This is a genomic window from Shewanella sp. ECSMB14102, assembly GCF_000813075.1.
In the GTDB taxonomy this organism is placed as follows: domain Bacteria; phylum Pseudomonadota; class Gammaproteobacteria; order Enterobacterales; family Shewanellaceae; genus Shewanella; species Shewanella indica.
The window spans coordinates 151393-175508 of the sequence record NZ_JWGX01000008.1 but is presented as its reverse complement, the minus strand read 5'-3'; the positions used below and the strand labels follow the sequence as shown (position 1 = coordinate 175508).

17 protein-coding genes are annotated in these 24116 nt (G+C 53.3%); 13 read left to right on the top strand and 4 right to left on the bottom strand.

Annotated elements, in window-relative coordinates:
- The first annotated feature begins 287 nt into the window (after window positions 1-287).
- Window positions 288-737: an Hsp20 family protein gene (locus RC73_RS04190; RefSeq protein WP_028779347.1), complete on the top strand. Its 450-nt coding sequence runs from the start codon at window positions 288-290 to the stop codon at window positions 735-737.
- 113 nt (window positions 738-850) lie between these two features.
- Here the strand turns inward: RC73_RS04190 and RC73_RS04185 are convergent, their stop codons facing one another.
- Window positions 851-2170: a Na+/H+ antiporter family protein gene (locus RC73_RS04185; protein ID WP_039033447.1), complete on the bottom strand. Its 1320-nt coding sequence runs from the start codon at window positions 2168-2170 to the stop codon at window positions 851-853.
- A gap of 313 nt (window positions 2171-2483) precedes the next feature.
- Between RC73_RS04185 and RC73_RS04180 the strand changes: the two genes are divergently transcribed.
- The gene (locus tag RC73_RS04180) at window positions 2484-3089 is read left to right on the top strand and encodes a peroxiredoxin (RefSeq protein ID WP_025009505.1); all 606 of its coding nucleotides are present in this window, start codon (window positions 2484-2486) and stop codon (window positions 3087-3089) included.
- A 301-nt stretch (window positions 3090-3390) separates the two neighbouring features.
- On the opposite strand, the gene mnmC is transcribed toward RC73_RS04180, so the two are convergent.
- Window positions 3391-5376 (bottom strand): FAD-dependent 5-carboxymethylaminomethyl-2-thiouridine(34) oxidoreductase MnmC, encoded by a 1986-nt coding sequence (gene mnmC, locus RC73_RS04175; RefSeq protein WP_143078357.1) that lies wholly within the window; start codon window positions 5374-5376, stop codon window positions 3391-3393.
- 209 nt (window positions 5377-5585) lie between these two features.
- Between mnmC and fabB the strand changes: the two genes are divergently transcribed.
- The 10 genes from fabB to RC73_RS04125 all read left to right on the top strand — a co-directional run bounded on the left by fabB (window position 5586) and on the right by RC73_RS04125 (window position 18534).
- Entirely contained in the window at window positions 5586-6797 is a 1212-nt protein-coding gene (fabB, locus tag RC73_RS04170; protein ID WP_039033446.1) for a beta-ketoacyl-ACP synthase I, read from the top strand.
- Window positions 6798-6962: 165 nt separating this feature from the next.
- On the top strand, window positions 6963-8093 hold the full coding sequence (locus RC73_RS04165; RefSeq protein ID WP_039033445.1) for a 4-phosphoerythronate dehydrogenase: 1131 nt from the start codon (window positions 6963-6965) through the stop codon (window positions 8091-8093).
- Complete coding sequence (locus RC73_RS04160) at window positions 8094-9110, top strand: aspartate-semialdehyde dehydrogenase (protein WP_039033444.1); 1017 nt, start codon at window positions 8094-8096, stop codon at window positions 9108-9110.
- A gap of 243 nt (window positions 9111-9353) precedes the next feature.
- Window positions 9354-12506: a FimV/HubP family polar landmark protein gene (locus RC73_RS04155; protein WP_039033443.1), complete on the top strand. Its 3153-nt coding sequence runs from the start codon at window positions 9354-9356 to the stop codon at window positions 12504-12506.
- Between the two features lie 132 nt (window positions 12507-12638).
- Window positions 12639-13424, top strand: coding sequence for a tRNA pseudouridine(38-40) synthase TruA (truA, locus tag RC73_RS04150; protein ID WP_039033469.1), 786 nt, complete (start codon window positions 12639-12641; stop codon window positions 13422-13424).
- 68 nt (window positions 13425-13492) lie between these two features.
- Complete coding sequence (folC, locus tag RC73_RS04145) at window positions 13493-14764, top strand: bifunctional tetrahydrofolate synthase/dihydrofolate synthase (RefSeq protein WP_039033442.1); 1272 nt, start codon at window positions 13493-13495, stop codon at window positions 14762-14764.
- 126 nt (window positions 14765-14890) lie between these two features.
- Window positions 14891-15481, top strand: coding sequence for an SPOR domain-containing protein (locus RC73_RS04140; RefSeq protein WP_039033441.1), 591 nt, complete (start codon window positions 14891-14893; stop codon window positions 15479-15481).
- Between the two features lie 108 nt (window positions 15482-15589).
- Window positions 15590-16078: a CvpA family protein gene (locus RC73_RS04135; RefSeq protein ID WP_025010464.1), complete on the top strand. Its 489-nt coding sequence runs from the start codon at window positions 15590-15592 to the stop codon at window positions 16076-16078.
- A 43-nt stretch (window positions 16079-16121) separates the two neighbouring features.
- Complete coding sequence (purF, locus tag RC73_RS04130) at window positions 16122-17636, top strand: amidophosphoribosyltransferase (protein ID WP_039033440.1); 1515 nt, start codon at window positions 16122-16124, stop codon at window positions 17634-17636.
- Between the two features lie 115 nt (window positions 17637-17751).
- Window positions 17752-18534, top strand: coding sequence for a class I SAM-dependent methyltransferase (locus tag RC73_RS04125; RefSeq protein WP_039033439.1), 783 nt, complete (start codon window positions 17752-17754; stop codon window positions 18532-18534).
- A gap of 79 nt (window positions 18535-18613) precedes the next feature.
- Here RC73_RS04125 and RC73_RS04120 read toward each other — a convergent pair whose 3' ends face one another.
- Window positions 18614-19234: a DUF938 domain-containing protein gene (locus RC73_RS04120; protein ID WP_039033438.1), complete on the bottom strand. Its 621-nt coding sequence runs from the start codon at window positions 19232-19234 to the stop codon at window positions 18614-18616.
- A 170-nt stretch (window positions 19235-19404) separates the two neighbouring features.
- The gene (locus tag RC73_RS04115; protein WP_039033437.1) at window positions 19405-21456 is read right to left on the bottom strand and encodes a bifunctional 2',3'-cyclic-nucleotide 2'-phosphodiesterase/3'-nucleotidase; all 2052 of its coding nucleotides are present in this window, start codon (window positions 21454-21456) and stop codon (window positions 19405-19407) included.
- A 494-nt stretch (window positions 21457-21950) separates the two neighbouring features.
- Between RC73_RS04115 and RC73_RS04110 the strand changes: the two genes are divergently transcribed.
- Complete coding sequence (locus RC73_RS04110) at window positions 21951-24116, top strand: M3 family metallopeptidase (protein ID WP_039033436.1); 2166 nt, start codon at window positions 21951-21953, stop codon at window positions 24114-24116.

Genomic DNA, 24116 nt, shown 5'->3' with positions numbered 1-24116 from the left:
CATTAAGCCTAAGAAAAATGCCGTTCACACTAAGTGAACGGCATTAGCCCTTCGGGGCTGCTTTTTTGTGGCAAAAGAGCAGGGCAGCCATGTGGCTTTGAGTGATTTTTAATCAATTAATTCTACCGACACTTGAAATACTTTTGCCCGACCTTATCTATTGAGTGTCGGCAGGGAAAGTGCCTTGACCGATAAATTAAAGGCCGTGCCATTGGGCGGCCAGTGAAACCTAGGGTGCGATGATTCGGCCCGACACTACATATTGCTTAATCTATGAGGATATGACTATGCGTAACTATGATTTGACTCCCCTTTACCGCAGCGCTATCGGTTTTGATCGTTTGGCCCGTTTGGCCGAACATGCCGCCGCCAACAATGGCAATGCCGGTTACCCTCCATACAATATCGAACTCCTGGGTGAGAACCGTTACCGGATCACCATGGCGGTTGCAGGCTTTGCCATGGATGAGCTGGAGATCACCAGCGAGGGTGAAAAGCTGTTGGTGAAAGGCACCAAGGGCGAACAGGCCCCGGAGCGTAAATACCTGTATCAGGGCATTGCCGAGCGCGGTTTTGAACGTACCTTCCAGTTGGCCGATTATGTGACCGTCGAAGGCGCCCATCTGGAACACGGTCTGCTCAATATAGATTTGGTGCGTGAGATCCCTGAAGCCATGAAACCGCGCAAAATTGAGATAGGCTCAGGTAACCGCTTGATAGAAGAAACTCAGGCCTGAAACAGCGCCGATAAGCTAAGTCCCGGCTTGTAAAGCCGGCCGCTAAAGCAAAAAAGCCAGTCTGATACAGACTGGCTTTTTGTATTCAGGGTTATCACTCCCCAAGGCAGTGCTTAGAGTACCATGGCGGCAATCCAGCCGAAGATCAGCAGCGGGATATTGTAGTGAATAAAGGTTGGGATCACGCTATCGCGGATATGGTCGTGCTGACCATCGGCATTCAGGCCGGCGGTGGGGCCGAGGGTTGAGTCCGATGCCGGTGAGCCGGCATCCCCAAGCGCCGCGGCGGTGCCGACCAGGGCGATAACCGCAGGCACAGAGAAACCAAAGTTCAGCGCCAGTGGCACATAGATGGTGGCAATAATGGGGATGGTCGAGAAAGATGAGCCAATACCCATGGTGATCAACAGGCCCACCACCAGCATCAATAGTGCGCCCAGGCCCTTGTTGTCACCAATCAACTCACCTATGGCACTCACCAGAGTCAGTACTTCACCGGTTTGTTTGACCACGGCGGCGAAACCGGCGGCGGCTATCATGATAAAGCCTATGTTGGCCATCATGCGCACACCTTGGTTAAAGATATCTTCATCGGCCACATGTTTGAGCGCGCCGCTGAATGAGAAGATCATAAAGCCGACCAGCGCGCCGAAGATCATCGAATCTGTCTGCAGCTGCACCAGCAGAGTCGCTAGAATAGCCAGCACGGCAATGAAGATGTTGCGCTTGCTGAGGCCGGTTTCCGGTTCGGCGGCGAGGATCTGCTCTTCCCGGTATTCTCTTGGCTTGCGATAGCTGATAAACACGGCCGTCAGCAGCCCGGTCAACATACCGGCGGCCGGGATGAGCATGGCTTGGGGAATGTCCCCGGATTGAGCCTCTAAGCCGTTGGACTGTAGGTTTGCCAGTAGTATGTCGTTTAGAAATATGCCGCCAAAGCCAACCGGTAACACCATATAAGTGGTGACCAGACCGAAAGTGATAACACAGGCAACCAAACGCCTGTCCAGCTTGAGTTTGGACATCAGATGCAAGAGGGGCGGCACCAGAATGGGGATAAAGGCGATATGGATAGGCAGAATATTTTGTGAGCTGATAGCCATGGCCAGCAGCGACAGCAGCAACAGGCTGCGAACCCACTTGAGGTTTTGACTATTGGGATCCTTGCCAAGAGCCTTGATCACTGTAGTGGAAATCAAAGTGGTCAGCCCGGAATGTGACAGGGCCACGGCAAAGGCGCCGAGCAGGGCATAACTCAGGGCTATCTGGGCACCACCGCCCAGGCCGGTATTGAATGCCTCTATGGTCTGGTGGATGTCCAGTCCTCCCATCAAGCCGGCGACCAGGGCGCTGATCGTCAAGGCGATCACCACATTGACCCGGGCCAGGCTGAGAGCGAGCATCAGACAGACGGCAATCACAACTGCGTTCATAGTAAAGTCTTATTCGCTAAACAAAGGGGCTATTTTTGACTGGGGGGGCTTGGATGTCCAGCTGCAATCAGTGTTTGCGGCAAAAAAACTGCCTTTGTGAACTGGATCCTGAGGTTATTGAATCGCTTTGTGAGCCAGGTTGTTGCCGTGACCGCACACTTGCCGATTTCTTATCCAGACAAGCCTTAAATTGGGGCAAAAGCGTGATATTGATCCTAAATAGGTTGTCAGGTGCATGGCACCTCTTATAATGGCCTGTAGTTAAAACGGATTCTGTTTTATTCACAGCTCAATCCATAGATGGAGGTATAAAATGAGCGTATTAGTAGGCCGTCCGGCTCCGGACTTTACTGCAGCAGCTGTTCTGGGTTCTGGCGAAATTGTTGACAGCTTCAACCTGACTGCAGCAATCAAAGGCAAGCCTGCGGTAGTGTTCTTCTACCCACTGGATTTCACCTTCGTGTGCCCATCTGAGCTGATCGCTTTCGATCACCGCATGGAAGAGTTCAAGAAGCGTGGCGTTGAAGTGATCGGTGTTTCTATCGATTCTCAGTTTACTCACAATGCATGGCGTAACACCCCAGTGGAAAAAGGCGGTATCGGCCAGGTTCAATACACTCTGGTAGCCGACGTTCGCCACGACATCTGCAAGGCTTACGACGTTGAACACCCAGAAGCCGGTGTGGCTTTCCGCGGTTCTTTCCTGATCGACAAAGAAGGTATGGTGCGTCACCAGGTCGTTAACGATCTGCCTCTTGGTCGTAACGTCGATGAAATGCTGCGTATGATCGACGCGCTGCAATTCCACGAAGAGCACGGTGAAGTTTGCCCGGCAGGTTGGGAAAAAGGCAAGAAAGGCATGAAAGACAGCCCAGACGGTGTTGCTGCCTATCTGTCTGAGAATGCTGAAGAACTGTAATATAGTTTAAGTCTGCATCTGCAAAAGCAGTCTTAAAGTACAATGCCGTTCAGTTATGCTGAGCGGCATTTTTTATCTCGATTGATTACCTGTGTTGGTTCATTTGGAATGTTATTCGTGGACGGGCGTTCCATTCAACTTAAACGGTTTGACGAGCTGTGGCCGATGCCAGAATGGCAATACTGTCGGCTAATGGATATAGATTATCCATGGATACGATAGTTTCTGAGTGAGGCTTTGATAACAGCTTCCTCTATTAAGCTCGGTTTGCCCATGCATGTCTTGGTTAATTCATTCAATATTAAAGCGCTTTACCCTTGATAAGTTTGCGCATCCACATCCGGTTGGGATTAAGGCGCTGCAGCAGCGTACTGCCTACCGGCAAGGGTTGATGACAAAGCTCTGATGCCAGAATTTCCGCCGCCAATGGACCTGTGCTGAGGCCGCGTGAGCCCAAACCACCAAGAATATAAAGACCGGGATGCACAGGCGCCAGTGTCTGTTGCCAGTAGCGGGCACTCTCGGGGGTGTGCTGATGTTGCTGATAAGCCTGCATTAGTGCACTGACATCCGGTGCTTGCCCCAACATGGGAAAGTGATCCCGGGTGACCATACGCACCCCTACTCTGGCATCTTGTCCCATCACCAGCCCCCGGTGCCAGTCGGCATCCGGATAACTCATGGCGATTTTTTGCAGGTTTTCTCTCTGCTCGGCGTCGCTGTAGGCCAACTGCTCGGGATCTTTGATATAACTGGCTCCCAGGCAATGAATCCCCTCCCAGGCCGGAGTGAGGTATCCCTTGGCGCACAGCACTGCCTTAAGCGCTCCCAACCCGCCTTGGGTTGCAACTTCACTGACCTGGCCGCGAAAAGGTGAGGCGGGTAGGGCCGAAGTTTGTGGCAGCGCCGTCAGCGAAGCGCCGCTTGCCAACACCAGCTTCTTGAATGGCCCAAAGCGGCGACCATCGGCAGCACTTAACCACCAGAGGTGATCCTCTCTTGAAATCGCCTTGATATGGGTTCGGGGTTGAAAGTCACAGTAACTCGAGTCGACGGCGTATTGGATGGCGGCGCGGCACAGGGCTCTGGGGCAGACCCAGCCACCCAGAGGGTAAAAAAGGCCATCTTCTTCTATATCCAATCCCGCAAGCTCAGTAGCCTCAAAGCTGTCGACCCGGCGCAGAATATCCGGGTGCCAGTTTTGGCCCTCGGCAATCTTATCCAGGCGGGCGCGGCTTCGCTCATCATAGCCAGTGTGTAACACACCGCAAAAGTCATGGGCGATATCGAACCCGGCGGCAGTCAGGGCGGTTATCCGCCGTCGACTGAAGAGAAAACCTTGTTGGAACAGGGTGTTGAGCTCTGATGTTTCCGGCGTCAACAGCGGGTATAGTGCACCTTGTCGGTTGCCGCTGGCACTTTCACCCGCGTTATCCTCGCTGCAAAATACCTGGCTGGCTTGTTGGCGCTCTGCCAATGACAATGCCAGCTGACTGCCGGCCACACCGGCGCCAATAATGGCAATAGATTCATCATCTGCAAGCATGGGCTCCCGGTAGAGCGGCCAGGGCGCCAGTCTGGCATTGCTTTGGCGCCGCAAGGCAAGGCGTTCTGCCTTGGCGATGGGCTCGAGCTCAGTTTGTTGAGTCAAAAGCAGTGCTGCCGGCCCGTTAAAATCTACTATATTGAGCCCGCTATTGACCACAATAGAGGCAAGAGCGCTTCTCTTACTTGGCAGGCAAAGCAAGGAGGCGTAGTCTTTAGCCAAGCGCGCCATCTGCCAGACCGCTGCCTGAGAGGGTAAGGACTCTGCAAGCCAGAGCCAGTTGTCTATCCAGCCGTTATGGTTTACCCCTGGCAACTCTTTGAGCAAGGTGGCGTCAAATTCAAGGTAGAGATCCAGTGTCAACCTGCCACTATCGAGCACAAAACGTTGGCAGCCGGGGATTGCCAGAGGTTTACCTGCCTGCAGCTCGGCAAGAAGCGCCATTACTGCGCTTGTTTGATGTTCGGCGAATGCCGTAGCTTCGGTGGTCTGCCATAATGGCAGTTTGCTTTGCAGGACCTTGAGCGATTCTGCCCGGGAATCTTTATCGGCGGCAAACAGCAAGAGTTGTAACACAAGCTTGGGATAATTCTGTCGTAGTTGGCTCCAGAGTTGCAGCAGCGGCAACAGGGCTTCACTGCCTACCGCCGCCAGACAAATTTGCCGCCCGAAGGGCTTGTCACCGAAACGGATTTGTTGGTAGGGCGCAAGAGTCGCCGTCGGGGCTTGTGTTGTTTCCACAGATGTGGGATTTTGACTGCAAGTTTGCGTATTTTCACTGCCGGATGGCCGAAGTTGTTCCTGTTTCACGGGCAATTTTTTACTCTGGAGGCCTTGTTCGGCATTATTTTACCCAAGTTTACGGAAAGCTGACCACTTAAATGCTGTAAAACGGCTAACATGGCGTCAGCAAAAGTAGGTACTGAATTGTACGGAATGGATAGTAAAACATGAAAAGAGTCGTGATCACCGGAATTGGCGTTGTATCAAGTATCGGTAATAACAAACAAGAAGTGACAGAATCTCTCAAGGCTGGCCGCAGTGGTATCACCCACTCAGATCAGTTTGAGGAGATGCAGCTGCGCAGTCATGTCTGGGGCGACATCAAACTCAATCCCGCCGAGCATATCGATCGCAAGGCGTTGCGTTTTATGGGGGATGCCGCAGCCTACGCCTATTTGGCTATGCAGCAAGCTATTGAAGACAGCAGTCTGACCGAAGAGCAGTATTCAGATCCTCGTGTAGGTCTCATTGTTGGTACCGGTGGCGCTTCGTCTTCCAACCAGGTTCAGGCGGCTGACACCCTGCGTGCTAAAGGCGTCAAGCGCGTGGGTCCTTATATTGTGCCGCGGATAATGTCTTCTACTGCCAGTGCCTGTCTGGCGACGCCCTTCAAAATCAAAGGGATGAATTACTCCATCAGCTCAGCCTGTGCCACCAGTGCGCATTGTATCGGCCATGCGGTGGAACTGATCCAGATGGGTAAACAGGATATGGTCTTTGCCGGCGGCGCTGAAGAGATCGATTGGACCCTGACCATGGGCTTTGACGCTATGGGCGCCTTGTCGACCAAGTATAACGACACACCGGAAAAGGCTTCCCGCACCTATGATGCCGACCGTGATGGCTTTGTTATCTCTGGCGGCGGCGGCATAGTGATTGTCGAGGAGCTGGAGCACGCGCTGGCCCGCGGCGCCAAGATTTATGCTGAAGTCATAGGTTATGGCGCTTCATCTGACGGTTATGACATGGTAGCCCCAAGCGGCGAAGGTGCGGTGCGTTGCATGAAGATGGCGCTGGAGTCAGTAGATACACCTATCGATTACGTTAACACTCACGGCACTTCTACCCCTGTCGGTGATGTGCGAGAGCTGGAAGCCCTGCTTGAAGTCTTCGACGGCCAGATGCCGGCGATTGCCTCAACCAAGTCACTGACAGGCCACGCCCTGGGCGCAGCCGGTGTTCATGAGGCTATATACAGCTTGTTGATGCTCGAACAAGGTTTTATCGCGCCATCAATCAATATCGACAACCTGGACGAGGCCGCAGAAGGTATGCCAATTGTGCGTGAATACCGCGACGCCGAGCTCAACACTGTTATGAGCAATAGCTTCGGTTTCGGTGGCACCAACGCTACCCTGGTGATGCGTAAATACAAGTAAACGCCTTGTTTCACTGAATCAAGAAGGAAGCCAAATGGCTTCCTTCTTTGCTTATGAGCTGACACAGAACTTGTTAGTAGCTTCCGCAAATGTGCGCCGGACTCAGACAAGCATCTAGCTCGCTGATAGAATAGCGGTTTAATCCACAACAGAGCAGGAAAGTCGATGAAGTTGGTGGTTGATGAAAACATGCCCTATGTGCAGCCCTTGTTTGCCGAGCTGGGGGAGATAGTAGCCGTCGATGGCCGTCATCTGGATGCGGCCACAGTAGCCGACGCCGATGTTTTGCTGGTGCGCTCGGTCACCAAGGTCAATGAGGCACTGCTGGCAGGCGCACATAAACTTAAGTTTGTCGGCAGTGCCACCATAGGGACAGATCATGTGGACAAGGCTTATCTGGCGTCCCGCAACATCCCCTTTTTCAACGCACCCGGATGCAATGCCATCGCGGTTGGCGAGTATGCTTTTATCGCCATGTTGGAGCTGGCCAACAGATTTGACACTCAGCTTAAGGGCAAAACCGTTGGCATAGTCGGTGCCGGTAACACAGGCTCGGCACTGGCGCGCTGCCTGGAGGCATACGGAGTTAATACCTTGCTCTGCGATCCCTTACTGGCCAAGGCCGGTGACAGCCGCCGCTTTGTTAGCCTGGATGAACTGATTGCCGGTGCCGATATCATTAGTCTGCACGTACCTCTGACCCGAGATGGCGAGCATCCTACTTGGTATCTGTTTGACGAGCAGCGACTGGAAACGCTGAAACCCGGCTGCTGGTTGCTTAACTGTTGCCGCGGTGAAGTGATAGATAATCACGCGCTGATCCGGGTCAAGGCCAAGCGACCGGATCTCAAGTTAGTGCTGGATGTTTGGCAAGGGGAGCCTAATCCCATGCTGGAGCTGGTGCCTCTGGTGGAGTTTGCTACACCGCATATTGCCGGTTACAGCCTGGAGGGCAAGGCCCGGGGCACTTTCATGTTATATCAGTCCTTGATGGCGATACTCAACCGCCCGGCGGACAAGTCACTTGGGGCGTTATTGCCTGAGCGTTGGAGCTCCCGGCTCGATATCAGTAGTTCGCCCGATGAAAAGGCATTATTGTCCTTGTGCCGATTTATTTATGATCTGCGTGATGACGATGAAAAATTCCGGAAAATGCTGAAAAACCCCACAGGTTTTGATGACATGAGAAAAAATCACCGCCATAGGCGAGAATTCAGTGCTTTGACTCTTTCAAATGTCGGCGGTTCTGGGGTAGATTGGTTGTCTCATTTAGGTTTTTCAGGAGTCGGTCTGTAAATGTCGCAGGAATTTAACGTTGTCGTATTGGGTGCTTCAGGAGCCGTGGGTCAAACCATGATAGAAATCCTCGAGGAGCGTAACTTCCCGGTGGCGAATCTGTTTCCACTGGCCAGTAGTCGCAGCGCCGGTGAAACCGTGAGTTTTCACGGTAAACAGGTGGAGATCCTCGATGTAGAAAGCTTCGACTGGACTCAGGCGCAGATAGGCTTCTTCTCTGCCGGCGGTGACGTCTCGGCGAAATGGGCGCCAATTGCGGCCGATGCAGGTTGTGTGGTGATAGATAACACCTCTCACTTCCGTTACGACCTGGATATTCCATTGGTTATTCCAGAGGTCAATCCACAGGCGATTGCCGACTTCCGTAACCGTAATATTATTGCCAACCCCAACTGCTCGACGATTCAGATGTTGGTGGCGCTCAAGCCAATCTATGATGCTTTTGGGATCAGCCGTATCAATGTGGCCACGTATCAGTCGGTTTCCGGTACAGGTAAAAAGGCGATTGAAGAGCTGGCGGGTCAATCTGCAAAGTTGTTGCAAGGCTTGCCTTCAGAACCCAAGGTTTATGATAAGCAGATAGCTTTCAACGTGTTGCCGCACATAGACAGGTTTATGGAAAATGGCTACACCAAAGAAGAGATGAAGATGGTTTGGGAGACCCATAAGATCCTCGGCGACAGCGAAGTTCTGGTGAACCCTACTGCGGTGCGGGTCCCTGTGTTCTATGGACACTCGGAAGCGATTCACATCGAGACGCTGCAGCCGGTTGATGCTGCCGAAGTCAAGGCAGTGTTGCGGGATGCCGAAGGCGTGGTGCTGTTTGAAGATGATGACGATTATCCGACAGCTGTTACTGAAGGCGCCGGTAGTGATCCTGTGTATGTCGGCCGGGTGCGCAAGGATATCTCCCACGATCTGGGTATAGATCTTTGGGTGGTCTCTGACAATATCCGTAAGGGTGCGGCGCTCAACAGTGTACAGATAGGTGAGATCCTGATCCGCGATTATCTCTAAGGAAGGTGCGAGTCAGTCCCACGAGGGCTCTGCCTGTGCTTTCAGACTTACATGCAAGGCTGGAAGCACTTTTCCTAAACGCTTTGTTTCTGTTGAAAAAGCCTGCAGTTTGCAGGCTTTTTTTGTTTTGCAAATGTGAACAGTAGCAGGGCGGACATTTCTGGTTTATAGTAATCTCAATAAATACAAATGCCTAAAGCCAGTCGTCAGCCGGCGAAACCAGCGCTTGAAAGGGAAGAATGGATGAACTTTCGCACTTCATATCTTGTTGGCCTGATGGCCGCTTTTTTTGCCCTGAACCCAAGTAGTCTTATAGAACCCGCCCATGCAGAAGGCCTGAAAATTACCGGTCCCGACGGTCAAGTGCGCCAGCAGGTGCGCCAGTATGGCCCGACGACAACATCGGACACCTTTTGGAGTATTGCCCAGAAAGTCAGACCGGATCCCAGTGTCAGTATCTATCAGGTCATGGCCGCGATTTTTGAAGCCAACCCGCACGCTTTCTCATCCAATAACTACAACAGCCTCGAACGGGGCATGATACTGCTTATCCCTTCCAAGGAGGTGATGCAGGCTATTCCTTTGAGTATGGCCAGAGCTCGCGCCGAACAGGATGATAAGCGCTGGTCTTCCGGTAAGCCGCTAAAAGCAGATAATGGCAAAACTGAAACCGCTAAAGCCCCAGAGCGTTCAAGCCAAGCCGTAAAAGAGCCAACGACGGCCACCCAACCTCAACCGGCGACGCAGCTATCCAAGGTGAGTACAAGTGTCAAGGATAACAGTGAGCAGCCCAAAGTCAGTGAGTCATCCACTGAACCCACTCAAGTGGCTTCTACTAAATCCTCAAATACAGTAACAGAAGCAACCCAAGAAACGGCAGACGATAACAGCATTGAAGCATTGCAGAGCCGCAACCTGAGTCTGACCGATGAGCTGGGGCGTGCTCAGGATCAACTCTTGGTGGCCAATACGGATAACCAAGGGCTGCAGGCGCAAATTGATGAGCTGAATCAGCGTCTATCGGTATTGGAAGAGTCACTACAGGCCAGTAAAAAACAGGAACAGCAACTCAAGGCCGAAAATGCTGATCTCAAACAGCAGCTTCAAGTCGCCAATGCTACGGCGAATGAGCCGGACGACCTCTGGCGCAGTTTGATGGATAACCCATTATTGTTGGTGCTGGCTGCCGCAGTACCCGCGGTATTGTTGTTGTTGCTGCTGTGGAGCATGTTGCGCCGCAAGCGTAAGCAGGCTAATGGTCAAGCGCCACAGACAGATGCTGCCCCAATGGCAGCCGCAGCTGTTGCCGGCGCGGCCACGGCCGAGATGGCAAACGCCAACGATGAACTGGCCGTGCGTCTGGACGATGATCCGGACGATTCCATTGATTCATTGCTGGATGTCGACAGCTCAGCGCTGCAGCCTGAGCCGGAAGTTGAGAGTGACAACGAGCAGATGGATATGGCGCAGGAGATGTTCATCGACTCAGGCGAAGGGGATACCAGCCAAGAGGCTGAAGATGAAGGTCAGTCGCTCGATGATCTCTGGGCTGAAGCTATGGGTGAACAAGAGGCCGGTGAGCAGGAAGATGCTGGCGAGGAAGACTTGGACTCATTGCTGGCTGGCTTGGACGATACCGATAAACAGGAAGTTATTCCTGAAGATTGGCAGGCCGAAAGTGTTCCAGCATCAGAGCCTGATCTGAGTGAAACCCTACCGGAAGATGTGACTGCTGCTTTTGAACAGGGTTTTAGCCAAGAACTCGATCAAGAGTTTGCTTTTGAACAAGACAAAGAGGTGATTTCAGAGAGAGAAGCGAAGGCAGAGCTGGATGAAGATCTCAGTGCCGCTATCGCCGCCGAATTGGCCGAAGATGAGCAGGCTGACGAGACTCTGGATGAGACACAGGAAGCCGATATCGATGCGCTGCTGGCCGGGTTTGACGTCAAAGAAGACACAGAACCTCAAATTGAAGCCAGTGCTCAAGTTGAAGACGATAGTAGGGCTGAAGCCGAGGAAGATCTCAGTGCTGCCATAGCCGCCGAGCTGGATGAGGATGACTCAACTGGTACCGAGCTGGGCGAAGAAGCGGACATAGATGCTTTGCTCGCAGGATTCGACTCGCCGGTAGAACTGAATTCTGAAGAGGAAGACTTAAGCGACGTTATCGCCGCCGAGCTTGAAGATGACAAGGTTGCCGTAGACTCCAGCGATACAGAGGCAGACATAGATGCCTTGCTGGCAGGTTTCGATGACTTGGACGAAGCTGTCGAGACTCAAGCAGCAGAGCCGGTTCAAGCTGAGGAAGAGAGTGAAGATCTGGACGCCTTGTTGGCAGGGCTTGCGGATGATGTTGTTGCGCTAGACAACCCTGATGAGGCAATCGCTGAAACAGACGAGGAAGATAGCTCAGAGGTTGAGTCTGATGATGCCACTGAGCGCAGCGATGCCGAATTGGATACCATGCTGGCAGGCTTGTCGCAGGCTGAGGACTTGGACGAGCCTAAGAAGCCTGATGAAACCGATATTTTGGCCGATGAGAGCAGGGATAGCGATAACGAGCTGCAAAGCGGTCAACGCAGCGACAAGGATTCCGGCTTCTTCGACGATCTCAAGGCCGGCGGCAAAAGCCATGATCCCCATATGCTTGAGTGGGAGCCCTCCGCACCCAAAGAGCCCTTGGTTGAGGAAGAGCCTTCAGCGAAAAAAGAGCCCTCGGCGCAAGAAGAGCAACAGCCTACAGCCATAGAAGAGCTCTTGACTCAAGAGGAGCTCTCAAGCCAGGAACAGGCTGTTGAAGTTGAAGACAGCCTAACAGATACCGAGCAGGCTCTGGATATCGGCCTGGCCCAGGATAGTGACGACAGTGATAAGAGTCTGAGCGACGATGATCTGTTGGCCGCTTTCTCTGAAAACGTTGTCAACGAAGCCGAGGTGGATGAAGAATTCAGTCTTGAACTGGATGATGATGACTCGCTGGATCTCGAAGATCATAAACTGACAGTGGATGAAGCGCTGGCAGCCCTCGATGCCAAAGCAAAAGGCAAGGTCGCTTCCAGCATGGTGCCGGAGCACGATCTCAGCGCCTTCCAGAAGGAAAACGGATTTATCGATATTGAGCGCCTGCTCAGTGAAGCCGATGAAGGCAACAGTGATACCGACCCCTACAAGGAACTGGACGTGGATATGGGCGAACTCGATTCCCTCGTTGGCGCCGCCGCTATGGTCGACGTCGATGATGAGGAAAACTCTGTCAACGCCAAGCTGGACTTGGCGCGGGCCTATATCGAAATCGATGACAAAGACAGCGCCAAGGCATTGCTTAAAGAGGTGGAGCTGGACGGCAACGCCCGCCAGCAAGAGGAAGCCGCAGCCCTGATAAAAACCTTGGGCTAGAGCTCAGTCAATACTCAAACGGCGCCCCAGGCGCCGTTTTTTATGCAGTCCGTTTATTGTCCGGGCTTTTTCTTGGAGGCGAATGCCTGCTCTGTGGTAGAATTCGCCGCCTTGAGATCAGGGGAGAAACAGATGCGTATTGCGTTGGGTATCGAATATGACGGCAGCGGCTATTATGGTTGGCAGCGCCAGGCCGAAGTGGATTCAGTTCAGGGGCAGTTGGAGCGAGCTTTGTCTCTGGTCGCCAATGAGCCGATAGCACTGCAATGCGCCGGTCGCACCGATGCCGGGGTACACGCCACCGGGCAAGTGGTGCATTTTGATACTTCTGCCATTCGTAAAGAAGGCGCCTGGACCCTGGGCGTCAATGCCAATCTGCCGGACAATATTGCGGTGCGCTGGGCCAAAGAGGTAGACGACAGTTTTCATGCCCGCTTTTCGGCAACTGCTCGCCGCTACCGGTATATCATCTACAACCATAATTTCCGTCCCGGCATTTTGCGTGGTGGCGTCAGCCATTATCACGGTGACCTCGACGAGCAGAAGATGCATCAGGCGGCCCAGTATCTGCTGGGTGAGCGCGACTTCACCAGTTTCAGGGCGATCCAATGCCAGTCGCGCACCCCGTTTCGCAATGTGCACAGGGTCAGTGTGACCCGCCAGGGCATGTATGTGATAGTGGATATCGAAGCCAATGCCTTTTTGCATCACATGGTGCGCAACATAGTCGGCTCGCTGCTGGAAGTAGGACTTGGCAATCAGCCGCTGGATTGGCTGGGACAGTTGCTGGAGCTCAAAGACAGAACCCAGGCTGCCCCCACGGCTAAACCTAATGGCCTCTATCTGGTGCATGTCAGCTATCCTGAGCAATATCAACTGCCCAAGTTGGCCATGGGCCCACTGTTTATGCCGGACTGAAACCATTAGCATGCTGTTGCCGCCACGCTTTTGCTTGCGGCGACATCAAGATTTAAGGGAAGAATCAAATGTCGCAATCATCCGCTCATCAGCATCCGCTTCCGGGAGCCGACGCTCCTTTGTCTGTTTGGCTGGACTACCTGCTGGCCATTCATCCGACCGAAATCGATATGGGGCTCGAGCGGGTCACCCAAGTTGCCACCAGGCTCGGGGTGCTGTCACTAGGCAGCACCAAGGTGATCACAGTTGCCGGTACCAATGGCAAGGGCAGCACCTGCCGTATGCTGGAGCAAATCATGCGCGCGGCGGGTTATCGGGTCGGGGTTTACAGTTCGCCCCATATCCTCAATTACAATGAGCGGGTGCGGATAGACGGTGTCGATGCGCCGGATAGCGACTTTATTTCGGCCTTTGAAACCATAGAGGCGGCCAGAGGCGACACCTCGCTGACCTTCTTTGAATATGCCACCTTGGCCGGATTATTGCTGTTCAAGCAGGCCAAGCTGGATCTGGTTATTCTGGAAGTGGGCCTGGGAGGCCGGCTGGATGCCACTAATATAATAGATGCCGATGTCAGTGTGGTAACCGCCATAGATCTTGATCATCAGGCGTATCTTGGTGACACCCGGGAACTGGTTGGCCGTGAGAAGGCCGGCATCTTCCGTCACAACCGCCCGGCGATAGTGGGCGATGCCGAGATGCCTGCCAGCGTGGTTGAGGTTGCCAATGAAAAGGGCGCCTTACTCAAGGCGGTGGGGCAGGCGTTTTGCTACAAGCAAACCAGCACTGGCTGGGATTTTTGCGGTGAGCACTGGCAGTTTGAGGGCTTACCCAGGCCGCAATTACCTCTGCCCAATGCCGCCACCAGCTTGGCGGCGCTGGAACAACTCTGGCCTGAGCTTTCCGAAGCGGCGATTTGCTCAGGGCTCGCCAGTGCCAGGCTCAGCGGCAGAATGGAGCATATCTGCGAGGCGCCGCTGATTATTTTGGATGTGGCGCACAATCCCCACGCGGCCCGTTACCTGGCGCAAAGGCTGGATGAACTGCAGGCCAAGGGGCGAGTCTATGGCGTTTGCGGTATGCTTAAGGACAAGGATATCGAAGGCGTAATGCAAGCGCTGGCGCCTAGCATAGACAGCTGGTTGTTGGTGACGCTGCATAATGAGCGTGGTGCCGATGCCGGCTGTTTGCGAAAAGCCCTGCCGGATGGCTGTGACGCCCGGGAATTTGAACAGATGCAAGATTGCTGGCAATACCTCAAACCCAAACTCGGCGCCGAAGATGTGGTAATTGTCTTTGGCTCCTTTTACACTGTTTCGGGCTTTAAAGCGCTTATCTAAGGAAGGTGCGAACAAGTCCCATGTGTGCTCTGCGTCGGCTTACGGGCCTGGATGCAAGGCGTGGTTCGCAGCAAATGGCCCTAGTCCTTTGCAAGAACTTCCATTATTGACTGGAAGGAAGATATTTTGTCGACTCAGTTTCATAACCGTCTGGTAGGTACCGTAGTATTGGTCGCCTTGGGGGTGATCTTTTTACCTGACATTCTCGATGGCAAGAAAGAGCGCCAGCAAGAGCAGTTCACTGAAATTCCGCTGCGGCCGGATACCGAATCGCAATTGGCGGAGCCGAGGGAGTTTCAAACCCTGGATGTCGCCGAGACTCTGGACTTGGCGCAGGAGACAGACGAGCCTCAGGTTGAAGTCGAACCCGCTCCCGAGGTGAAGGCTACCGAAAACAGTGTTTCCAACACCGCCCAATCCAAGCCGCAGGAGGCCAAAAAGACTCCCGAACCCAAGGCCAAACCCAGTGATGCGGCCTGGACTTTACAGCTCGGCGCCTTCAGTAATGCGGCCAATGTCAAAGCCCTGGTGGCCAAATTGCGCAAGGCCGGATTCAGCGCCTATACCTTGCCGGATAAGCCTGTGGACGGCAAATTGACCCGGGTGTTTGTCGGTCCGGATGTCTCCAGCGAACGCATCAAACAGCAACAGCAGAAAGTGGAACAGCTGACCAAACTCAAGGGTAAAGTAGTTCGCTATAACCCACAGGAAAGATGACAGTTTGCCCCGAGTCGGCAAGCAATTATTTACGCCCCCGGGGGTGAGAATGCTTGCCTTCTCTGGTAGAATCCCGCCGACTTAAATCTTCACCGGATACTTCTACCCATGGTTTGGATAGATTACGCCATTATCATAGTTATCGGATTATCGACTCTTATCAGTCTGATCCGTGGTTTTGCCAAAGAAGCCATGTCGCTGGTGGTTTGGTTCGCCGCTTTTTTCATCGCCAGCCAGTTTTATCAAGACCTTGCCGTTCATATCACCCAAATCAATGATGAGGTGCTGCGAAACGGGGTTGCTATCGCCATCCTGTTTGTTGTCACCCTGATAGTGGGGGCCTTGGTGAACTATTTGATAGGCCAGTTGGTCTCCAAGACAGGGCTCTCGGGAACGGACAGAATTCTTGGCCTGTGTTTCGGTGCGCTGCGCGGCGCATTGATAGTCAGTGCCATACTCTTTTTTATGGATGCCTTTACCGGCGCGCCCAAAACCGATTGGTGGCAGGGTTCGCAACTGGTGCCCGAATTCGGGGTGGTTATCCAGTGGTTTTTTGACTACTTGGAAAATACCTCAAGCTTTGTACCCAAAATATAAAAAATACAATTATCAGAACATCTTACAATGAGGAAGCTTACCCATGTGTGGTATCGTCGGAATCGTTGGCCGCTCGGCGGTCAATCAGACCATCTATGATGCACTGACAGTGCTTCAACACCGTGGCCAGGATGCTGCAGGCATAGTGACTATCGATCAGAATGCCTTTCGCCTGCGTAAGGCCAATGGTCTGGTCAAGGACGTATTTGAACCCAAGCATATGCAGCGGCTGCAGGGCAACGCCGGCATAGGCCATGTGCGTTATCCCACCGCCGGCAGCTCCAGTGCCTCTGAAGCCCAACCGTTTTATGTGAACTCTCCTTTCGGGATCTCTCTGGCGCATAACGGCAACCTGACCAACACACTGCAACTGGCCGAAGGGCTGCGCAACAAGCGCCGCCATGTGAACACCACGTCCGATTCTGAAGTGTTGCTCAACCTGTTGGCCGATGAGCTGGACAAAACCGACAGCCTGACCTTGAGCCCGGATGAAGTGTTCGATGCCGTTTCCCGGGTGCACGCCGATACCCGCGGTGCCTACGCCGTGGTGGCTATGATTATTGGTCAGGGCCTGGTGGCATTTCGCGATCCTTTCGGTATTCGTCCTCTGGTGCTTGGTAAGCATGAGACAGCCTCTGGGACCGAGTATATGGTGGCCTCAGAGAGTGTGGCACTGGATGCCGTTGGTTTCGAAGTGATGCGCGATGTGGCTCCCGGCGAAGCCGTGTATATCACCACGGAAGGTGAGTTGTTTACCCGTCAGTGCGCCGAAGCGCCAAGTTATGCCCCTTGTATCTTCGAATTCGTTTACTTTGCCCGTCCGGACTCCACCATAGACAAGGTGTCAGTCTATGCCAGCCGGGTCAACATGGGTGCCAAGCTGGGTGAGAAGATCCGTAAGGAATGGTATGACCATGATATCGATGTGGTGATCCCTATTCCGGAAACCTCCTGTGATATCGCCCTGGAAATTGCCCGTGGTATGGATCTACCTTACCGTCAGGGATTCGTGAAGAACCGCTATATCGGCCGTACCTTCATTATGCCTGGGCAGCAGGAGCGCAAGAAGTCGGTCAGACGCAAGCTCAATGCCATCAGCGCCGAATTCAAGGATAAGAATGTGCTGCTGGTGGACGACTCCATAGTGCGTGGTACCACCTCAGAGCAGATCATCGAGATGGCCCGTGAAGCCGGCGCCAAGAAGGTGTATTTCGCCTCGGCTGCGCCTGAGATCCGCTTCCCCAACGTTTACGGCATAGACATGCCAACCTCCAATGAGCTGATTGCTCATGGCCGTGATGCCGATGAAATCGCCCGTATCATTGGCGCAGATGGCATCATCTTCCAGGATCTGAGCGATCTGGTGGAAGCGGTGCGAATGGAAAACCCGGATATCAAGCGCTTTGAAACCTCAGTGTTTGATGGTCACTACATCACCAAGGATGTGGATCAGGCCTATCTGGATCATCTGACCCAGCTGCGTAACGACGATGCCAAGGCCAACCGCAACAAGGATATAGGTACCAACCTGGAGCTGCATAACGTCTGCCATCCTTGATAAGGGAAGGTGCGAATAAGTCCTCTCTGATAAAGCCAACCCTTGAGGTTGGCTTTTTTCTGTGCTAGTCAGTATGCTGAGCCTCGACTCTTGATGGTGCAGGGAGAGAAGCACAATGGATAAGTACCGGGAAACCGTGGCAACCTTTGACAAAATGGCGCTTTCCTATCGGGATAAGTTTGCCGGCAACGATTGTTATGACTCGGCCCATAACCGATTCGCTTCTTTGCTGAAGCAGTATCAGGCCTGTGCCGGGCGGCGCCTGCGGTTACTGGATATAGGCTGTGGCCCAGGGCATGTCTGCGGCACGTTGGTAGACAGGGTGCCTGAGCTCGAGATAGTGGGTATAGATGCGGCGCCGGCCATGGTGGCGCTTGCCGGTGAATTGTTGCCCGAGGGACGTTTTTATCGGCTGGATAGCCGCAAGCTTGGTTGTCTGACGTCGCTGCTTGAAACTGATGCCGTGCAGGCTATCGCCCCCCTTGATGTGTCTGAAAACACTGCTGCGCCCGTAAGTATTGGGGTTTCTGATGGCTCTAATACCCTTGATGACCTAGAAGACTTAGACACGCCAGAGGGTTTTGATGCAATACTTCTGCTCTTCGTCACGCCTTATCTTGAACGTCAGGACGTGATGGCCTTACTGCAAGACTGCCGTGCGCTACTGAATGACGGCGGGCTCCTGTATCTGGCCTCGATGGAGGATGACTATCAAGAGTCCGGCTATCAAAGCTCCAGTTCCGGAGACAGGGTCTTTATCCACTATTATCCCGAAGTGTTTTTCGTCAGTGAGTTGGCCGCGGCCGGGTTTGAGCTTATTGATAGTCTGCGTAAACCCTATCTGGAGCAGGGCGAAGTCAAGGCCACAGATCTGTTTCTCTACGCCAAAGCCGTGTAAAAACCAAAGGCGTTTCAGAGGCAGATAGCGCCTGGACTTTTCAGGCAAAACATTTGTTTTGCCCATCACTTTGCCTCCGTTAGCGAACCGTTTTACGAATAAACTCCAGCAGGCGGTTGTTGGCGGGCATGGCATGATCCTGACAAAGCTCAAGCCCCTGGGCTGCGGCCAGCATCAGGATCCACTCCTGATCGCGAATGCCGCTTTGCGGATCGCGCTGCCTTAACATGGCATCGAACACCCGGTTGGAGTCGCTGCTGTAATCGCCTCGGTAGTTGAAGGGGCCATAGAGGCAGAAACGGCCGCCGCTTTGCAATACTCTGCCTATGCTGGCAAACATCGCCTCTACCATGGGTTGACTCATGATATGCGCAGTATTGGCGCTATAGATGGCATCCGGTGCCGGCTCAGTTGCCGCCTGCGGCCAGGGGGAACACACCTCCAGAGTGATCACCTCGGCCAGATTACTCGCCGGGAGTTTGCTATGCCAGGCGCGGATCCCATCAAGATACTGGGGTTGATCGCTGCATTGCCACACCAGGTGCGGTAACTCTGGGGCAAAGTAGACCGAGTGCTGACCGGTACCACTGCCTATCTCCAATACCCTGCGGCAGCCTGAGAATGCCTGTTTGAGAATCCTGAGTATCGGTTCGCGGTTGTTTTCACAGGCTTGGGAGAAGGGCGCGGGTATCGAAGACATAAAAGATTTCCTGCAATCTTGCCGTCGTGACGGCTGAGTGAGTCTGGTGTTTTACTGTACTTACTTTATAACATTGTCAAAGGCTTAAATCATGGCAAGTTTAATCTGTGAAGAAACATAAAAAGCGCCCCTGAGGGCGCTTGGTTCGTTTTATGTCTCAGCTGACAGCCTTATTGGGCAGGCTTGAGATCTATGCGGTAGACGGCAAAGCCCAGTTCATCGGTACTCAGCTTGGTCATGGTCCTTTGCTGGTTGGCCTGGATGAAGTTGGCGGCCTTGTCACTGTCCTGGGTGACAAAGCGGATGTCCAGAGCAACATTCGTATCTATATTCCTGAAGTCCCAGTTATAGTCGGCCGTGGGGTTAACCATGGCGTCATACTTGTCGGTTTCAGGATTGTACTTGGATTGCTCTGTGATGTAAGCCGCCAGAGCTTCACGGTTGGTGTCCGGCAGTTCCAGTACCACGTGCTCGCTGCCGGTGCCGGCAAACTTTCCGCCAAAGGCGCGGTAGTTGTTGGAGGCGACGATAAACTCCTTGGCCGCCAGGGTTTCACCTGTATAAACAGTGCCTTCGTTGTCGGTGAAAGCCAGATCTATAATCCGCGAAGCATCGGCATTGACCAGAGCACAATCGGCGTCGAATTTGCTCGGTTGAGTCACGTCTATCTTGTAGGTCACGCCATCAATAACATCAAAGTTATAGGTGGGGTGGTTATAGTTCACCAGCTCTTGCGGCTCAGTGCTGGCTGGATCTATTTGGTTAAACTGGTTGGCCGAACACTCGAGCCAGTCTTTCAGCTCAGCGCCGTTTAGCTTAACCGCCACCATAGTGTTGGGGTAGAGATAGAGATCGGCGGCGTTCTTGAAGGTCAGCGGCCCTTTGTCCACCATCACATACTGATCGGCATCACTGGTGGTGCTGTGACGGCCACCGGCCTTGAACGGCGCGGCTGCAGAGAGCACCGGCAATGACTTGAGTGCTTCCGGCAGTTTGGCCTTGACGTTGGCTATCTGGGCGTCGGAGACAATTTGCACAGTCGGGTCGTCCTGCACCAGCGTCAGGAAACTGAACATGTCGGCGGCGGCGACCCCGATTGGCTGCTCGACAAAGTCCATAGTGCCCTGGTGTTCCAGCTCAACCGCGTCGTGAATGTCCTTATCGGCTTCCACCAGCGGTGTCTTGTTGGTGCCGTCATAGATGGGGCGTGCCTCGGTGCGGGCCGAGAGCACTGTCCATTTGCCGTCTTTAAGCTGCAGTTTGAAGTCGACCAGGCCCATGTTGTCGCCCCAGCGACCCGGCATCACGGCGGGGACACCGTTAAGCAGGCCTTTTTCCACATCTGTGTTGGGCAAGTCGCCATAGCGGGCATCGGGGAAGATGGAGTGGCTGTGGCCGAACATGATGGCATCAATGCCGTCGACATAGGTGAGGGCATAGGTGGCGTTTTCGGCAGCAGGATCGCCTGGGTTTTCGGTGGAGCCAATGCCTGAGTGCGGAATGGCGATAATGATATCGGCGCCTTCAGCCTTCATTTGCGGCACAAATTTCTTGGCGCTCTCCACTATGCTCTCGGCACGTACCTTGCCGGTGAGGTTCTGCTTGTCCCACAGCATAATTTGCGGAGGCACAAAACCTATATAACCAATCTTGAGCTTGTGGCTGTTGCCGTCAGTGTCCTTAACCTCGGTTTCCTTGATAAGGTATGGGGTAAACAGGTTGTCACCTTTTTTGATCCCGTTCCAGCAATCATCGGCATCACAATAAACGTTGGCGTTGATATAGGGGAACTGCGCGCCGGCGAGGGATTTTTCCAGAAAATCCAGGCCGTAGTTGAATTCGTGGTTGCCTATGTTACCCACGGCATAATCAAGCAGGTTCATCGCCTTGTAGGCGGGGTGCACTTCACCATCGGCGATACCCACTTTGGCCATATAGTCGCCCATAGGGCTGCCCTGCAGCAGATCGCCGTTATCGACCAATACAGTGTTGGTGACTTCTTTGCGGGCGGCATGGATCAGGCTGGCGGTACGGGCCAGACCTATAGTGGGGTCTTCCTTGCCGCTGTAATAGTTGTAATCCATGATGTTGGTGTGCAGATCTGTGGTTTCCAATACCCGCAGATTTACGCTGACCGTTGGTTCATCATTGTCGTCGCTGTTACAGGCACTGAGTCCCAGTGCGGCGGCAATCGCCAGTGTGATTAATGTCTTGGTTTGCATTGTTTACTACTCTTGGTTTTTATTATTGACCCCGGGAGACTTTCCCGCCATCACCTTGTCAACCTGTTGTTAATCATATGATTAACCTGGTTAGGCGAGGCGCAGTATAGCGAAAGGCGAAGACATTTATGTGACATTGGACGGTAAAAGCCAGTGACAATTTGTGACATTGGGCAGGTTGGTGCCACCCGATGCTGTGGCAGGCGCACACTTTTCTTGTCTAGACAGATAAGCCTGAGTTATCGGCGGGACGCATGCGCATTCATATCGAATTGACGGTAAGTGAGCAGAATTTCTTACAGTTAAGTCATTGTCCAAAGAGCGGAAGAGTTGTTAAGGTAGGGGCGGGAATCAACAGGGCTGTTGCCCCGCCGAGACAGGTGTCCCGGGTAGCAAATTATAACAATGGAAGGTGCGAACAAGTCCTATGCAGAATGCCATGAGGACTGATTCGTACCCTCCCTAAGCAATAGCCTGCCGTTAATGGAGTCAAGATGCGTAAGACATTAATCGCCACCGCCATAGGCGCTGCACTGGTGCTGAGCGCCTGTGCCGAACAGCAAACCAAAGAAACTGTCAGCAATACCCAGGTAAAACAAGTGAGTCAAAGTATGCCAGAGGCAAAAAGTGCTGAGCAAACCGCAAGCAATGTGCTGCTCAGCCCAAGTCCGCTGCAATATCATGCGCCGCAGTTCGACAAGATAAAGACAGCAGACTATCTGCCGGCCTTTGAAGCCGGGCTCAAGGAACACAAGCAGCAGATCGCCAGTATAATCAACAACAGCGAAGCCGCTTCGTTTGATAACACTATAGTGGCTATGGAAAAGAGCGGTGCTCTTCTCAACCGCACAACAAGAGTGTTTTTCAGTATGGTGAGCTTGCTTTCCAATGATGAGCTTCAAGCCATTCAAGGGGAAATCGTTCCCAAGCTTACCGAGCACAGCGACAATATTTTCCTCAATCCCAAGTTGTTTGCCCGGGTTGAAGCCGTCTACCACCATAAAGATAGCCTGAGCACGCAAGATCAACGCCTGGTGGACTTCTATTACAATCAATTCGTTCGTGCCGGCGCCAAATTGAGCGAAGCCGACAAGACCCAAATGCGTGAGCTCAACGGTGAGCTGGCTACATTGTCGACCGAGTTTTCGCAAAACATTCTCAAGTCGTTCAAGGATGATGTGATCCTGGTGACCGATAAGGCGCAGCTCAAAGGCTTGAGCGAGGATGAGATAGGCGCCCTGGCCAATGCCGCCAAGGAAGCGGGTAAAGAGGGCTACCTGATAAGCCTGGTGAATACTACCCGCCAGCCACTGCTGTCGAGCCTGGAGGACAGAGGCCTGAGAGAGAAAATTTGGCAGACTTCGGCCAATCGTGCCATGGCCAGCAATGGTCCTATCGTACTCAAGCAGGCACAGTTGCGCGCCGAAAAGGCCAAACTGCTGGGTTATGAAACCTGGGCTGACTATGTACTGGCCGATCAGATGGCTGCTAATCCGGATGCGGTATTTGCCATTTTGGATGACCTGGCACCCAAGGCCGTTGCCAAGGCTAAGGCTGAAGGCAAGGATATCCAGGCGCAAATCAAGGCTAGTGGTGCCGACTTTGAGCTGCAGCCATGGGATTGGGCCTTCTATGCCGAGCAGGTTCGCAAGGCCAAATACGATCTGGATGAGAGCCAGATCAAGCCCTACTTCGAATTCAATACCGTGCTGAATGACGGCATGTTCTACGCCATGCAGAAGTTCTACGGCATCACGATGAAAGAGCGTAAGGATCTGCCGGTATGGCAGGAGGATGTCCGCGCCTGGGAAGTATTCAACGAAGACGGCAGCTCCATCGGGCTTTTCTATCTGGACCCTTACGCCAGAGTGGGCAAGAGCGGTGGCGCCTGGATGGATGAGTTGGTGACCCAGAGTTTCCTGTTGGATAACAAACCTGTGGTCTATAACGCGCTCAATATTCCCAAACCAGCCGAAGGTCAGCCTACGCTGATGACCTTTGATGAAGTGACCACCATGTTCCATGAGTTTGGCCACGGCATTCACGGTTTGTTCTCGCAGGTGAAATACCCAAGCCTGGCTGGTACCGCTACCCCGAGGGACTTTGTTGAGTTCCCCTCCCAGGCCAACGAGGATTGGGCCACAGATCCGGATGTTTTGGCTCACTATGCCAAGCACTACAAAACCGGCGAGCCGATTCCGCAAGCCTTGCTGGAAAAAGTGCGAGCAGCGGCCAGCTTCAACCAGGGCTATGACACGGTAGAGTATCTGGCCGCAGCGCTGCTTGATATGGAGTGGCACTCCCTCAAGGCCGGTGAACAAGTGGCGGACGTTAAATCCTTCGAAGCCAAGGCTCGTGCCAAACATGGCCTGGATTACGCGCCTGTGTTGCCGCGTTACCAGTCGACTTATTTCAGCCATGTATTCGGTGGTGGTTACTCGGCCGGATATTATGCTTACCTGTGGACCGAAGTGTTCGCTGCCGACGCCTTTGCCCATACCATGGCAGAAGGCGGCCTCAAACGAGCCAATGGTGACAAGTATCGTCAGGCAATTCTCTCCAAGGGGAACAGTGAGGATCTGATGCAGGACTACATCCAGTTCCGCGGCCAGAAACCCACAGTGGATGCGCTGCTCAAGCGCCGAGGTCTGGTAGACTGA

Excerpts from the sequence above, each read along its gene's own strand:
- RC73_RS04160 (WP_039033444.1), top strand. The coding sequence starts at position 8,094 with ATGTCGCAGGAATTTAACGTTGTCGTATTGGGTGCTTCAGGAGCCGTG.
- RC73_RS04185 (WP_039033447.1), bottom strand. The coding sequence starts at position 2,170 with ATGAACGCAGTTGTGATTGCCGTCTGTCTGATGCTCGCTCTCAGCCTG.
- RC73_RS04125 (WP_039033439.1), top strand. The coding sequence starts at position 17,752 with ATGGATAAGTACCGGGAAACCGTGGCAACCTTTGACAAAATGGCGCTT.
- RC73_RS04155 (WP_039033443.1), top strand. The coding sequence starts at position 9,354 with ATGAACTTTCGCACTTCATATCTTGTTGGCCTGATGGCCGCTTTTTTT.
- RC73_RS04190 (WP_028779347.1), top strand. The coding sequence starts at position 288 with ATGCGTAACTATGATTTGACTCCCCTTTACCGCAGCGCTATCGGTTTT.
- RC73_RS04115 (WP_039033437.1), bottom strand. The coding sequence starts at position 21,456 with ATGCAAACCAAGACATTAATCACACTGGCGATTGCCGCCGCACTGGGA.
- folC (WP_039033442.1), top strand. The coding sequence starts at position 13,493 with ATGTCGCAATCATCCGCTCATCAGCATCCGCTTCCGGGAGCCGACGCT.
- RC73_RS04165 (WP_039033445.1), top strand. The coding sequence starts at position 6,963 with ATGAAGTTGGTGGTTGATGAAAACATGCCCTATGTGCAGCCCTTGTTT.
- RC73_RS04120 (WP_039033438.1), bottom strand. The coding sequence starts at position 19,234 with ATGTCTTCGATACCCGCGCCCTTCTCCCAAGCCTGTGAAAACAACCGC.
- RC73_RS04135 (WP_025010464.1), top strand. The coding sequence starts at position 15,590 with ATGGTTTGGATAGATTACGCCATTATCATAGTTATCGGATTATCGACT.
- fabB (WP_039033446.1), top strand. The coding sequence starts at position 5,586 with ATGAAAAGAGTCGTGATCACCGGAATTGGCGTTGTATCAAGTATCGGT.
- RC73_RS04180 (WP_025009505.1), top strand. The coding sequence starts at position 2,484 with ATGAGCGTATTAGTAGGCCGTCCGGCTCCGGACTTTACTGCAGCAGCT.
- purF (WP_039033440.1), top strand. The coding sequence starts at position 16,122 with ATGTGTGGTATCGTCGGAATCGTTGGCCGCTCGGCGGTCAATCAGACC.
- truA (WP_039033469.1), top strand. The coding sequence starts at position 12,639 with ATGCGTATTGCGTTGGGTATCGAATATGACGGCAGCGGCTATTATGGT.
- RC73_RS04110 (WP_039033436.1), top strand. The coding sequence starts at position 21,951 with ATGCGTAAGACATTAATCGCCACCGCCATAGGCGCTGCACTGGTGCTG.